General features: G+C 71.3%; 8 protein-coding genes. 3 read left to right on the top strand and 5 right to left on the bottom strand.

Features of this window, described 5'->3' with window-relative positions; all coding sequences use genetic code 11:
• Positions 1-292 precede the first annotated feature (292 nt).
• Entirely contained in the window at positions 293-1,306 is a 1,014-nt protein-coding gene (locus BCD48_RS27485) for an LLM class F420-dependent oxidoreductase (RefSeq protein ID WP_071051280.1), read from the bottom strand.
• Between the two features lie 267 nt (positions 1,307-1,573).
• On the opposite strand from BCD48_RS27485, the gene BCD48_RS27480 reads away from it, so the two are divergent.
• Positions 1,574-2,575, top strand: a complete 1,002-nt coding sequence (locus BCD48_RS27480; protein ID WP_157910575.1) for an SDR family oxidoreductase — start codon at positions 1,574-1,576, stop codon at positions 2,573-2,575.
• Positions 2,576-2,748: 173 nt separating this feature from the next.
• The gene (locus BCD48_RS27475) at positions 2,749-3,843 is read left to right on the top strand and encodes a phosphotransferase family protein (RefSeq protein WP_071051279.1); all 1,095 of its coding nucleotides are present in this window, start codon (positions 2,749-2,751) and stop codon (positions 3,841-3,843) included.
• A gap of 158 nt (positions 3,844-4,001) precedes the next feature.
• Here the strand turns inward: BCD48_RS27475 and BCD48_RS27470 are convergent, their stop codons facing one another.
• The 4 genes from BCD48_RS27470 to BCD48_RS54145 form a co-directional block, all read right to left on the bottom strand.
• On the bottom strand, positions 4,002-5,237 hold the full coding sequence (locus BCD48_RS27470) for a cytochrome P450 (RefSeq protein WP_071051278.1): 1,236 nt from the start codon (positions 5,235-5,237) through the stop codon (positions 4,002-4,004).
• A 426-nt stretch (positions 5,238-5,663) separates the two neighbouring features.
• Positions 5,664-7,049 (bottom strand): proton-conducting transporter transmembrane domain-containing protein, encoded by a 1,386-nt coding sequence (locus tag BCD48_RS27465; protein WP_157910574.1) that lies wholly within the window; start codon positions 7,047-7,049, stop codon positions 5,664-5,666.
• 5 nt (positions 7,050-7,054) lie between these two features.
• Positions 7,055-8,590, bottom strand: a complete 1,536-nt coding sequence (locus BCD48_RS27460; protein WP_071051276.1) for a proton-conducting transporter transmembrane domain-containing protein — start codon at positions 8,588-8,590, stop codon at positions 7,055-7,057.
• Positions 8,591-8,637: 47 nt separating this feature from the next.
• Positions 8,638-12,435, bottom strand: coding sequence for a DUF2309 domain-containing protein (locus BCD48_RS54145; RefSeq protein WP_071051275.1), 3,798 nt, complete (start codon positions 12,433-12,435; stop codon positions 8,638-8,640).
• 157 nt (positions 12,436-12,592) lie between these two features.
• On the opposite strand from BCD48_RS54145, the gene BCD48_RS51590 reads away from it, so the two are divergent.
• Complete coding sequence (locus BCD48_RS51590) at positions 12,593-12,766, top strand: hypothetical protein (RefSeq protein WP_157910573.1); 174 nt, start codon at positions 12,593-12,595, stop codon at positions 12,764-12,766.
• The last annotated feature ends 38 nt before the right edge of the window (positions 12,767-12,804 follow it).

The raw sequence follows: 12,804 nt of genomic DNA, 5'->3' as shown, positions 1-12,804 counted from the left end.
AAACATCTAGATGTTAGAGATGGTTGGCTGGGAGAGGCCGCAGCCGCGGGGCAGGAATACAAGCCTCAGATTCCTTGGTCACCGACCGGTCGGGCCGCGCGCTCGCCGAACGGGCCTGGTCGCAGGTGCGTGCGACCCTGGAGACCAGGCAAGCAGACAGCCCGGTCAACGGCGTCTGCCACCTCCGGTCGCCGATCGGTCCGGCGGGTGAGGATGTCTGACATGCGGCTCGTGGTCATCGGTCCCGCGGCCGCCGTCGTATCCGGCGGCCGCGGGCCGTCCCCGTCGGGCCTCACCAGATCTTCGCGATGTCCTCGAGCATGTCGGGGTGCGTCGGTTCGAGGATCATCGTGGTGACCGGGCCGTCGCGCCAGACCGCGAGCTGCTCGGAGATCCGGGGGACGGGGCCGACGAGGGCCAGGTCGTCGACGAGCTCGTCGGGGACGGCTGCGCAGGCGGCGGCGCGCTGGCCGCCCAGATAGAGGTCCTGGATGCGGGCGACCTCGTCGGCGTAGCCGTAGCGGGAGACCAGCGAGGCGTAGAAGTTCTTCGTCCGTGAGCCCATGCCGCCGATGTGCAGCGCGATGCGGGGGCGTACCCGGTCGCGGCAGGCGGCGAGGTCGTCGCCGACGCAGACGAGCACCGTGGGCGCGACCTGGAACCCTTCGGGCGCCTTCGCGAGGGCCTCGCCCCAGGTCTCGCGCCACCGGGTCGGGCTCCACAGGTAGGGGAGCAGGCCGTCGGCGTTCTCGACAGCCATGGCCACGTTCTTCGGGCCCATCGCGGCGACCAGGATGGGAGTGCCCGGCGCCGGCGGCATGGTCGTGCGCAGCGGGCGCCCCTGCCCGGTGGTGCCGGCGCCGGTGTTCGGGATCTGGTAGACGGAGCCGGAGAACTCCAGCTTCTCGGTGCCGGCGAGCGCCGTGCGCAGCACGGCCAGGTACTCGCGGGTCATCCGCACCGGAGCGTGGTACGGCACGCCGTGCCAGCCCTCGACAACCTGCGGCCCCGACGCGCCCAGCCCGAGGACGAGGCGTCCTTCGGACAACTGCTGCAGCGTCAGGACCGTCATGGCGGTCGCCGCCGGCGTGCGCGCCGCCATCTGGGCGATGGCGGTGCCCAGCCGCAGACGGCTGGTCCGTGCGGCGAGGTACGCGAGCGGGGTGAACGCGTCGCTGCCCCACGCCTCGGCCGACCACACGGAGTCGTATCCGGCCCGCTCAGCCCGCAGCGCGACGTCCGCGAGCGACCGCGGGTCCCCGCCGAATCCGGCGAGACTCAGTCCGAGCGAAGGCCTTGGCGGCATGTCAGATCCTAACTGTCTAATCTTTTGGGTCAGTTTTCCGCTTGTGCCCGGTCGCCGCGTGGATCGTCGACCAGCGTGTGGGCAGCCACCTCGCCCTTCGCGCGCATGCTCCGCGAAGGGCGTCACTTCTCGACGGTACACAAATATCTATATATATTGTGGCGACTGTATCCGGGAGGAAACCCTGATGGTCTCTGCACCCGCGCGGCGGGCCGGCGATCACCGCGCCGCGTTCGCCCACCGGCGTACGAGGAAGGCCCCAGGCGCATGAGCGTCCGGTTGGTGGCGGCCGCGACGCCCGAGCAGGAGATGCTCCTCGACACGAGTGCGCGGTTCATCGCCGAGACATGCCCGCTGTCGACGGTCCGTGAGCTCGCCGAGGTCGGTGACCGACCGGGCGCGGCCTACTTCGAGACGGCCGCGGCGCGCGATACCGGCCTGTACTCGGAAGGCTTCATGAGCGAAGGTCAAAATCTCCTCTCCTTCCACGGTCGGGTCGCCGTCGTGGTCGGCGCGGGTGCCGGGCTGGGGGCGACGCTCGCCCGCCGTTTCTCGTCCGCGGGTGCGTCAGTCGCCCTGGTCGCCCGATCGACGGCGTCGCTCGACGCCTCGGGCGAGGCGGCGCGGGCGGCTGGCGGTGAGGTGCTCACCGTGGCTGCGGACATCGCCTCGCCACCCGACGCCGAGCGGATGGCCATGGCGGTGATGGACCGCTTCGGCCGCATCGACGTGCTCGTGAACGCGGCCTTCCCGAACACCGCCAAGCGCGCCGTCGTGGACATGGACGCCCCGGAGCTCGAGGAGTGGCGGCGGGCGGTGGAGATCGGCGGGTTCGGGACGCTGCTCACCTGCCGGTACGTGGCGCCGCACATGGTCGAGCGTGGTGCCGGCTCCATCGTCAACGTGACGTCGATGTCGAGCCGGATCGGCCTGGCCGGCCGCAGCGAGTACAGCGCCGGCAAGGCCCAGGCCCACAAGATCGCGCAGTCGCTCGCCGCGGAGCTCGGCCCGCACGGTGTGCGGGTGAACTGTGTCGCGCCGGGCCACATCTGGAGTGCCCGGCTCGAGGGGTACTACCGGTCGCTGGCGATGCAGCGCGGGGTCGAATACGAGGTCGTGCTCGCCGGGTATGCGAGTGAGATGGCGCTGCGCCGCCCCGTGACCGAGGACGAGGTCGCGAACGCGGTCCTGTTCCTCGCGTCGGACCTGGCGTCGGGGATCACCGGGGCTGTGCTCGACGTGAACGCCGGACACCTCTTCACTCCTTGACCGCGCTGGGCCGGGTGCTCGTTGGGTCAGCAGTCCGAGACGGAGGACAGAACCTTGCAGTTACGACCTCGGCCGAAGATCGCACCGCGGCTGTGTGAGAGCGGACCGCAAACCTGCGCCGCGCCGGAGCCCGACGCCGCCGTGTCCACGCCTGGGAACCTCGGGACCGGGCTATGACTTCCGCTCCACACCGCGATGCGGCCGACGCCGGCTCGCTTCGAGTGCCGGACACCCTGGAGGACGTGCTGTCGTCCGCGTGGCTCACCGCGGCGCTCGGTCGCCGGTTCCCCGGCCTGGAGGTCAGCACCGTGACGCCCGGCCCGGTCATCAGCCGGGTGGCGACGAACGCCAGGTTCCGGATCGAGTGCGTGGGCGGCGTTCCGCCGGGACTATCGGCGAACCTCTGCGTCAAGGGCTACTTCACCGAGGTCGGCCACGCGGCTCGGGCGACGGGGGAGCACGAGGCCTGGTTCTATCGGGACGTGGCCGCGTCGACCGGCATGCGTACCCTGCGTGCCGTCTACGCCGACGTCGACCCGCTGACCCACCACGGGGTCGTCATCACCGAGGACGTCGTCGCCGAGGGGGCGACCTTCCTCGACGCCCGCAGCGACTACACCCCGGATCAGGCGGCCGAGAGCCTCACCGAGCTCGCCCGCCTGCACGCGGCGACCTGGGGTGACCCGGCACTCGCGGACGCCCGCTGGCTCGCCGGCCGGATGGACGGCTACCTGCGGGTGCGTGGCGTCCGGGAGATCCGGGACAACTTCGCAGGGCCGATCGGCGCGGGGGTGCCGGTCGAGGTACGTGACGCCGAACGGCTCGCCGCCGCCTACCAGGTGCTGGCCGCCCGGGCCAAGTCGGTGTCGCGGTGGACGGTGGTCCACGGCGACGCGCACGTCGGCAACGTCTACCTCGACGGTGCCGGCCGGCCGTCGTTCGTCGACTGGCAGACGGCGCAGCGCGGGCCGTGGTACCTCGACGTCGGGTACCACATCGCGTCCGCGCTGTCCGTCGACGACCGGCGGCGCGCCGAGCGAGACCTGGTCCGCCATTACCTCGACCAGCTGCGCGCCGGCGGCGTGGACGTCCCCTCCTGGGACGACGCCTGGCTCGGCGTGCGCCGCGGCATGGTCCACGGCTTCTTCATGTGGGGCATCACGCTGAAGGTCGATCCGGCCATCACCAGCCTGCTCCTGACGCGCATCGGAACCGCGGTCACCGACCACGACGCCCTCGCCGCCGTCGAGAACGACCAGGAGTGGTGACGACGACCGCGACCGCGGCATCGACGACCCACTGTCCACAACAGAGCGTCGCTATTTCAGGTCTGCGGGTCGACCCCGCCGGTAGCCACAGGTGGCCAGGCGCGTGGACCGTCCCGTGGGCGGTCCACGCGCCTGGCCACCTGACGAGGTGTCGAAGGTCAGGAGCCGAGCTTCGGGCCGGGGGTGAAACGGACTGGTAGGTGGCGGGGGCCGGAGATGAAGTTCGACTGCAGCCAGGTGGTGGGGCCTGCGGGCTCGATGTCGGGCATCCGGGTGAGGATCTCGCGCAGCAGCGCGGTGATCTCGACGCGGGCGAGGTGTGAGCCGAGGCAGAAGTGCGGGCCGCCACTGCCGAAGGCGATGTGGTCGTTCGGGGAGCGGGTGATATCGAACGTCTGTGGGTTCGCGAACACCCGCTCGTCGCGGTTGGCCGAGCCGTAGTACATGACGACCTTGTCGCCGGCGCCGATCTGCCGGCCGCGCAGCTCGGTGTCCGTCGTGACGGTCCGGCGCATGTAGACGACCGGGCTGACCCAGCGCAGCATCTCCTCGATCGCCGTGTCGAGCCGGCCGTCGAGGTCAGCCATCAGCGCGGCCCGCTGGTCCGGGCGCTCGAACAGTGCGTGCAGGCCGCCGCCGACGAGTTGGCGGGTGGTGTCGCCGCCGGCGTCGATGAGGAGCATGAAGAAGAGGTTGAAGTCCATCTCGTCGAGGCGGTGGCCCTCGACCTCGGCGGCCAGCAGCCGGCTCGACAGGTCGTCGCCCGGGTTCCTGCGCTTGGCCGCCTGCAGCTCGCTCGCGTAGGTGAACATCTTGAGCGCCGCGTTGAGCTGGGTGCCCTCCGGCACGGTGTCGGGGACCGCGTGCATCTGCTCGGTCAGTTTGTAGAGTTCGCGGCCGTCTTCCAGTGGCATGCCGAGCAGGTCGGCGATGACGAGCGAGGGCATCTCGCCGGCGAGGTCGTCGACCAGGTCGCATTCGCCGCGTTCGATGACCGCGTCGACGATCTGGCGGGCGAGGGCGTCGACCCGGTGGATGAGTGGCCGTACCGACCTGGGGACGAAGTCGGGGCTGACGAGCTTGCGGTACTTGCTGTGCCGCGGGGGGTCCATCATCAGCATCATCTGGTGGTCGCCCATGGAGGCGCCGTCGCCGTGGACGTCGACGATCTGCACGGACGGCGAGTTGGAGAACGTGCCCGGGTCGCGCCCGACGTGTCGGACGTCCTCGTAGCGGGTGACCGCCCAGAACCCGGGGCCGTCGGGCTCGTCGTGGCGGTGCACCGGGTCGTGCTCGCGCAGCCAGGTGAACTGGTCGTGGGGCTGGCCGTTCGCGAACGACGCCGCGTCCAGCAGGTCGATCTTCGGGGCGGTGGCGGTGCTCGCCGCTGTCATGCTTCTCCCCAACCTCGCGCCGGCGGAGGCGGGCTTACGTGGAGCCTCCGAGGACGTGCCCTCTTAAAGATGTAGATGTCTTCTTTCGTGGATGTGCGGAAGGTACGTTATCGGCGGTCGGCGCCTCAAGCCCTGGGGTGCCCCAGGCCCGAGCGCCCGCGGCGGCCTCCCGGCCGCCGTCAGGTCCTGGCGCCGCCGTCGGCCTGACCCGCGCCCTTCGAGCCGGCCACCGGCTGGCCTTGCAGGGCGAGCAGCCGCGCCAGGGCAGGGGTGTCGACCTTGCCGGTGGCAGCATCGGGACGTGGTCGAGCGCGGGCAGGACGAGCCAGCGTGGCCGACTGGCCGGGTTGACTGACCGCGTCGACTGGTCATGTCGACCGGTGAGTCCGGCCGATTGCACCCGCTGCGCACGTGGAGTCGGCGCGTCTATTGGGCGTGTCCAGCGGCGGTCGCGTCTGTGTGGGCCGAGCTGCCGGCTGATCGCGGCCCGAAGGCCGGGTTCGGGCCGTCCGGTACCAGCCGGCCCGGCGTCAGGCCGCCGACCAGCAGCACCGCGAGGGCGGCGGTGACCGCCCACTGTTCGCGTGTGGTGAGGTCGGGCTCGCCGGCGTGATCGCGCCGTCCGGTGAATCCGGTGAAGAACCAGCGTACGACCGTCGCCCCGTTGGCCGCTGTCGCGACGGCGAGCGCCACCATCAGCAGCGATGACGATTCCCGGGTTCCCTCGATCAGGAGATCCTCGCCGACGAATCCCAGGGTGGCCGGGAATCCGACGACGGCCAGCCCGAGCAGCAGGAACGCGACGGCGAGTTTCGGGGTGCGGGCGAAACTGCCACCGGCTCCGGTGAGGGTGATGGGCCCCCGGCGTGCCTCGGTGGTCGACAGGACCATCAGGGCGCCGGCCATCCCAATGGCGTAGGCCTGCCAGGCCAGTATCGCCCCGGCCACGGTGGTCGGTGACGCCTCCGCGATGCCGCACGCGACGATCCCGGACACGCTGACCGTGACGGCGCTCAGCCCGCGCCGGGCGTCGGGCTGGACGAGCCCGAGCAGGCCGCCGAGCAGGGCGGACACCGCTGCGACCACGAGCAGTCCGGTCCCGGGCGCCGGTATGCCGTCGGCGAGGAGCAGCATCGGCGCGGTCGGACCCGTGAGGAACACAACGACCAGACCCATCGGCGCTGATTCCACCAGCCCGGAGACCCACAGGTGCAGGGGCAGCAGGCCTAGCCGGGCCGTGGCGGCGGCGATGATCGCCGCGGCGCCGATCGTGCCCGCCCATCCCGACGCATCGCCGATGGCCAGGACCATCACACCGAGGGCGGCCAGCGTGACACCGAACGCTTGGTGTAGGGCGAAAAGCCGGGCCGGTCCTCGCGAACCGAGGCGATGGCGCAGGTCATGCCACATCGCGGCGGATGCCAACGCCCACAGTGCCACGATCACGGCCGGTTCGCCGGTCGCGGTGGCCGCCAGCCCGGTGGCGAGCACCACTAGGACGTGGATGAACGTGCGCGGGGTGTGCGTGCGCACCGGCGCCAGCGCGACCGCGACCAGGCCGGCCAGCCCCGTGGCCACCGGCGTCCAACGGGCCCATCCCGTCGTCAGGGTGGTCACCGTCTCGCCGCCGACGCCGGCCAGCGCGTCGTCGACGAGTCCGGCCAGCGGGACACAGATGACGATCATCGCGAGCGCTGTGCCTGTCCAGGCCGTTGCCGCCGCCCGTGCTCGCCGGGCATCGAGCCGTCGGCGGGCTAGATCGCCCGCGCCGAGCAGCAGGAGGCAGGCGGCCAGCAGCGGGCCTAGCGACACCGTCATCATCGCCCCCTGGGAGCGATGTCGTGCGCTGGCGCATTCCGGCCGGCCCCTTCGCGGGCAGGCGCACTCCCGCTGGCCGGGCTGCCGGCCGCCGTGCCGCGCGCCGCCGCGCGGCGGACGGCGGGGATGCTGATGGTGGGGTTGCCGAGGGTCAGGGCGAGGGCGGCCACGTCGGGGGTCGTGCCGCTGCGCGCGCCGCCGATGCGGTCGGCCGCGCGGCGCTGCCCGTGGTCGATGGCCCGCAGCAGCCGCGCGATCGGGGCGCACAGGTCTCGCAGCCAGACGTCCAGATGGCCGCGTTCGAGCGCATACCGATACAGCCGTGGCTGCCAGCGGGCCGGGACGAGCCGTTCGAGATGCCGGCCGGCGTGCGGCAGCGTCCGCCCCATCGCCTGTTCGAGATGGTGCCGGTCGTGCAGCAGGCTCGGTGAGCGCAGGATCTGCGCGCTGCGCACCGCCGCATGTCCCAGGATGTGCGGGATGGCCAGCAGGTACAGGCCCAGACCGATCTCGGCGACGATCAGGCCGACCTGCGTCATGGAAGCGTAGGCCAGGGCGCTTTTGATGTCTGACTGCACGCGGCCGACCACGGTGGCGTGCAGGGCGGTCGCGAGACCGATCAGGACGACGACCACCCGGGCGGCGGGTGTCGCGTCGAACAGGGCGTGGGTGCGTAGCAGTAGGTACGGTCCGAGGTGCACCGAGATCGCGCCGTAGAAGATCGCGCTGGACGGGGTGGGACCCTCCATCGCCCGTGGCAGCCAGCCACTCGCCGGCACCAGCGCGGACTTGCCGACCACGGCCAGGACCAGGAGCAGCGCCACGATCGTCGCGCTCACCGCGGAGGCCGGCACGGGGACCTGCGCCCAGTCCGCCCAGTCCATCCAGCCCACCTGGCCCGGCCAGCCGGTCGTCGGCGCGGGCGGGCTGACGAGGTCCACCGATCCGGCCGTGCCGGCCAGCAGAGCGGTCCCGGCCAGCAGCCCGACATCGCAGGCACGGTAGGTCAGGAACGCGCGCAGCCCGTGCCGCACCGGTCCAGGCCGTTCGTGGAAGAAGGCGATCAGCAGGGCTGAGGACATCCCAACCAGCTCCCAGCCGACGAACACGACAGCCAGGCTGCCGGCGAGCACGACCAGTTCGACCCCGGTGCCGAACAGCGTGAGCAGCAGGTAGAAGCGGAAGAACCCCGGCTCCCGGTGCAGGTACCGGCTCGACAGCGCGCCGATCAGCCCGATCAGCGTCGCCGCGGACAGCGCAAACGGGATGGACAGCCGATCGGCCACCAGGTGCCAGCGCCAGGCATGGTCGGGTGTGGCGAACCAGGTACCGACCTGAACGTCGATCATGTCGCGCCTGGTCACCAGGAGAGCGACACCGAGAGCGGCCGTCGCGAGGACGACGGTGCCGAACACGATGGCCACGATCGTGACCGCGGCCCGTTCCGACCAGTGGTGACCAAACCACAAGGCGACAGCCTGCACGGCGACCCCGGCGGCCGGCAGCACGACCGGGGCCAGCAGCAACACGGTCATCACCCCGCCATACGCACTCCCGGACAGGTTGGTCGTGAGGGCGTGCCTCATCCCGCTGGCCGCGGGTTGACCGGCTGACCGCCAGCGTGGTCGTTGACCGCGTGGTCGTCGACCGCAAGGCCGGCTCCGGGCGGGCTGGCGGTGGGCCACCGGGCACGGTCCGGGCCTGGGCCCGGCCGTCGGGCCGCGGCGGTCTCGTCCGCGGCGGCCGGCGGCGGTGTGCCGAGTACCTCGGCGCATCCGAGATGGTCGCGACGGCCGGCGTAGAACTCCACCGAACGGGTCACCACCGGCAGCGTGAGATCGTTCGGGTGGTGCTGGCGGAACGTGCCGTCGACATACAGGTGGATGTCGGGTCCCTGCGGATCCCAGGCGGCGAGCTGAATCCACCCGCCCGAGGCGAGCCGATCGAGTCCCGGATTGTCGCGCAGCAGGCGGGAGAGGAGTTCCGGCTCGGCCTCGGCGATCACGAGCAGGCGCATTGGCTCGTGGATCTCTACCATCTGCCAGGGCAACCCGGTGCGCAGGTCGGAGGCATGCCCGTCCATGACGCCGACCAGCGCGGTGATGTTGTGGGGCAGCTTCGTGCCGCTGCCGTAACCCACCGGATCGATGAAGCTGAAGTAGTACTCCAGGTTGATCCCCGCGCCGACCGGGCCGGCCGACAGCAGCAACCGGGTGAGCACCTCGCCGTCCGGGTCCGTCGTCGGATCGTAGGAGACGAGGAAGGCGCGGCGGTCCAGATACAACCCGCGGGTGCGGGAGCGCCGTCCGATCACACAGACGGCGTTCGTGGCGTGCCCGTACTCCGGCCGTGGCTGGCCGATGTCCCGGGCGTGCTCCTGGACATGCGCCAACGCCTGTTCCGCGTCGAGGTCGGTGGGCGCGGACTCGAACCGCCGGCACCGTTCATGCGCGTCCAGCCGGCAGGCCGCGTCCATGGCCGCCCGGACCCGGTCCAACGCGGGGCGGAAGCGGTCTGGCACGAGATCGGTGTCGAAGTAGTCGATCGACTCGTCGCACGTGTTGTGATAGGCGCCGATGAACCAGATGCTCGGATCCAGGCGGATGCCCCGCTGGGCGAGACTGTCGCGAACTCGGGGGTGGTTCGCCATCGCGGCGAACACCCGGGCGTTCGGTCCACCCTGGCCGCCACCGGTGGCACCGCAGTCGTGGGCCGCTTCGTGTGGATTGTTCAGGCTGGACGATCCGTGACCGACGATCAGAACGAGCCGCTCGGCGCGTGAACCCGCCCGCCCAGCGGTCGTCGCTCCAGGCATCGTGGCGCTTTCGGTCGTCGACCGTGACGTCACGGCGTCTGGAGCGGCTGTGACGGCTGTCGCGGCGGTGCCGGTCAGGCCGATGTTGGTCAGCATCGCGTCGACGATGTCGGTCATCTCCGCGACCGTGTAACCCAACCGCAGCGGCGCCGACCCGACCCCGGGCACCAGCGCACCGGATGCCGTGCCCGGTGTTGCGGACATCGTCGCCGAGGCCGGGGTGTCCTCGAGATGCTCGACGTCGTCGGGGCATTCGAGGACGAGTCTGGTGCGCGGGCGCGGCGCCACCCGGTGGTGGACGTGACGCGCCCAGTGTTCGGCCGTCCGCGGGAACAGACACCGGCTGACGAGCGGCACGGTCGATGCCAGGCCGGCGAGCGCGGTCAGGGCCGCACCGCGGCCGAGGGTTCCGCGGGCCCTCGACACGGCGTGTCCGACGTGTCCATAGCGGCGCATCGCCCGGCGGTAGGCCGCATGTTCGGTCTCGTCCACAGCCCGCTCCATGACGAGATGTCGCGGGGTCGTCGTGACCGGGCACAGCGCTCGCGGCCGGATGTCGTCCAGGCCCTGGTAGGCCATGGTCACACCGAAGAAGCCGGCGGCACCGTAGGTGCGCACCGCCGGGCAGTGCTCCTCGAGATGCCGACGCAGCGATTCCTCCCGCTCGTCCATACAGAAGACCGCGAGGAAGTCCGTGGGCGGGGCATCGACCTCGGCGGCCGGAGTGGAGTTCCGGCCGTGCGCGCACAGCGCATCCAGGATGATCATCCGATACCGGCGCTCGTACGCCTGGTGCAGGAGCCAGCGTCGGCGCTGCTCGTCGAAATCGGCGACCGCCCGCAGCCAGGCGCTGGCCCACCGGTCCTCGGTGAGCAGACCAAGATCGACGTCCACCAGCTGGGCCAGCACGAACGCCTCGTACACCAACGCCGTGTCGATGCTCGCCTCGTCGACGGCGTGGACAGCACGCGGCTGGATGGCGAGCGGCTCGCTACTGGATCCTCCGAACCCGGGTTGGGCACCGAAAGCGGCCGAGGCGCTTGCCACCGTTGCGGCGTTCGGCGCGGTGGGAGTGCTCACTGCGGCGGGGGAGTCGTATGTGGCCGGCGTGCCGGTCACATCCGACAGCGTGGGCGAGTCGAACGTTGCGGGCGACGAGACCGAGCCAAGGGGACCGAGATCGGCCGGTTCCGCCCCGGGGCCGATGCGTTCGGTCAGCACGTACCGGGTGGCGAACACCTTGAGCAGGAGTTGCACGGCGAGGAAGTCGACGAGCCGTGCGGGGGACGGCTGCACCGGAACCCGGTCGGGGCGAATCTCGAACTGGCGTACCATGCCCGCCCAGCCGCGCAGGGACAGCAGGTTCGCCCGGATCGTCGCCGGCCAGACCGACTCGGGTAGCTGCAACGCACGAAGCGCCCACACCACGGTCCGCGTCGCCGTCCATCCCTGCGCCGCCTGCTCGCGAAGAACTACATCGAGCCCACGCCAGACCGGGTCGGGCCGACCGCCGGGCAGGCCGAACAGTCGCCGGAAAACGCCCAGCAGGCCGTCCTCGCGTTCCGGCATCTGCCAGTACGCGATACCTTGATCGAGAAAAGCGGAGCACAACCGAATCAGCACCGGATGCGCGAACTCATCCGTGTCCACACCCAGCAGGCGCAGAATCTGGTCGCGGCGCCGGGCCGGGACCGCGATGGCGGGTGCCGGTGGGCGTTGGCGTTCCAGGGTCTCCCAGACCTCGGCCAGGAGCCGAGCCTTGGGTGTCCGCTGACCGGACAGGGCCCGACCGTTTCCTGTCCAACCCGGGCGTCCCCCGCGCCCGGGGGTCCGGGCAGCACCTCGCCGGGACGCGCTCAGCGCTGCTTCATGGCGGCCGGGGCTGTTGTGGCGCGCCCCGCGACTACCCGTCGCGGGGCGGCGGACCTCGGCCTGACTATCCGGACGGCCGGACGCAGGGGAGTCAGAGGTGTCGGGGAATCCGGGGGTGTCCTGGCCGCCGCCGCCGTGCGGCTCAAAGATCCGTCCGGCCTGGCGCCGAAGCGCGGCCCGGCGGGCGTCGTCCACCCAGGGGTGGCAGCGACGACGGGCGTCGTCGTCCTCCAGCAGCCAGCGCAGCCCGGCGCCCTGCGGGATCTCAAACAGGGTGGTGAGACGCCGAAGCCGGAACTCGGCCAGGGTCGGCCCGCCGGGCACCACCTCGACGTCGCCGTCAACCTCGTCGTGGGGGGCAAGTACGGCGCGTACGTCGTCCTCACGGATCCGGCCGCTGCGCAGGTGCTCGGCGAACGCCCGCTCGGTCTGGAAAGGCTGCGTGCCCAGCAACTCGGAGGCGTGGACGACGGCGTCCTGGAAGGGGAGATCCTCGAATGCATGCAGCGTGTTGTGATGCACGAAGAAGCTCAGTGGTGCCTGCTCGGGCAGAAGGTGCGCGACGTCGTCCAGGATGCTGGCGACCAGGGACTCCGGATCGGTCCGCGATTCGCTCTCCGGCTGGGCGGGGACCGGTACCGCCGGACCCGCTGCGGTCGCCGGCGTCGCTGTCGTCTCCGTCGTCGTCTCCATTCCTGCCGCGGCCTGCCTTCGGGCACGACGGGTCCGCCCGACCGCGGATCGCTAGCCGGACGCCGACGAATCGTCCGCAACGGTGGCCACACCGAGTCTTGGTCCTCCGCCGAGAGTAGTCGGCGCTGACCTGCCACTAGCGATGGAGGCAGCGGTGATGGGCCATGATGGGACCGTCATCACACTTGCTCAGATCACCCGCCGCATCACCGGTCAGGAGCAATACCCGCTCCGAGCCGACGTCCTGCCCGAACTCGCCCGCGAGATCGCCGAAAACGTCGCCCGCCTCGTCCCCCGTTCCAACCGGCCTCGACGGGACGAGGCCAGCTGACCCGAGACCCGCCGCGAGCACTCGCGCAGATCCCGTGG

Origin of the sequence: Pseudofrankia coriaricola, assembly GCF_001854805.1 — a bacterium.
Taxonomy (GTDB): Bacteria; Actinomycetota; Actinomycetes; order Frankiales; family Frankiaceae; genus Pseudofrankia.
Note: the sequence above shows the minus strand (reverse complement) of the source record. Positions and strands in the feature narration are given on the sequence as shown.

What these genes read in the sequence shown, in the direction of transcription:
- BCD48_RS27470 (WP_071051278.1), bottom strand. Translation starts at nt 5,237, where the DNA reads ATGACAGCGGCGAGCACCGCCACCGCCCCGAAGATCGACCTGCTGGAC.
- BCD48_RS51590 (WP_157910573.1), top strand. Translation starts at nt 12,593, where the DNA reads ATGGGCCATGATGGGACCGTCATCACACTTGCTCAGATCACCCGCCGC.
- BCD48_RS27475 (WP_071051279.1), top strand. Translation starts at nt 2,749, where the DNA reads ATGACTTCCGCTCCACACCGCGATGCGGCCGACGCCGGCTCGCTTCGA.
- BCD48_RS27460 (WP_071051276.1), bottom strand. Translation starts at nt 8,590, where the DNA reads ATGACCGTGTTGCTGCTGGCCCCGGTCGTGCTGCCGGCCGCCGGGGTC.
- BCD48_RS27480 (WP_157910575.1), top strand. Translation starts at nt 1,574, where the DNA reads ATGAGCGTCCGGTTGGTGGCGGCCGCGACGCCCGAGCAGGAGATGCTC.
- BCD48_RS54145 (WP_071051275.1), bottom strand. Translation starts at nt 12,435, where the DNA reads ATGGAGACGACGACGGAGACGACAGCGACGCCGGCGACCGCAGCGGGT.
- BCD48_RS27485 (WP_071051280.1), bottom strand. Translation starts at nt 1,306, where the DNA reads ATGCCGCCAAGGCCTTCGCTCGGACTGAGTCTCGCCGGATTCGGCGGG.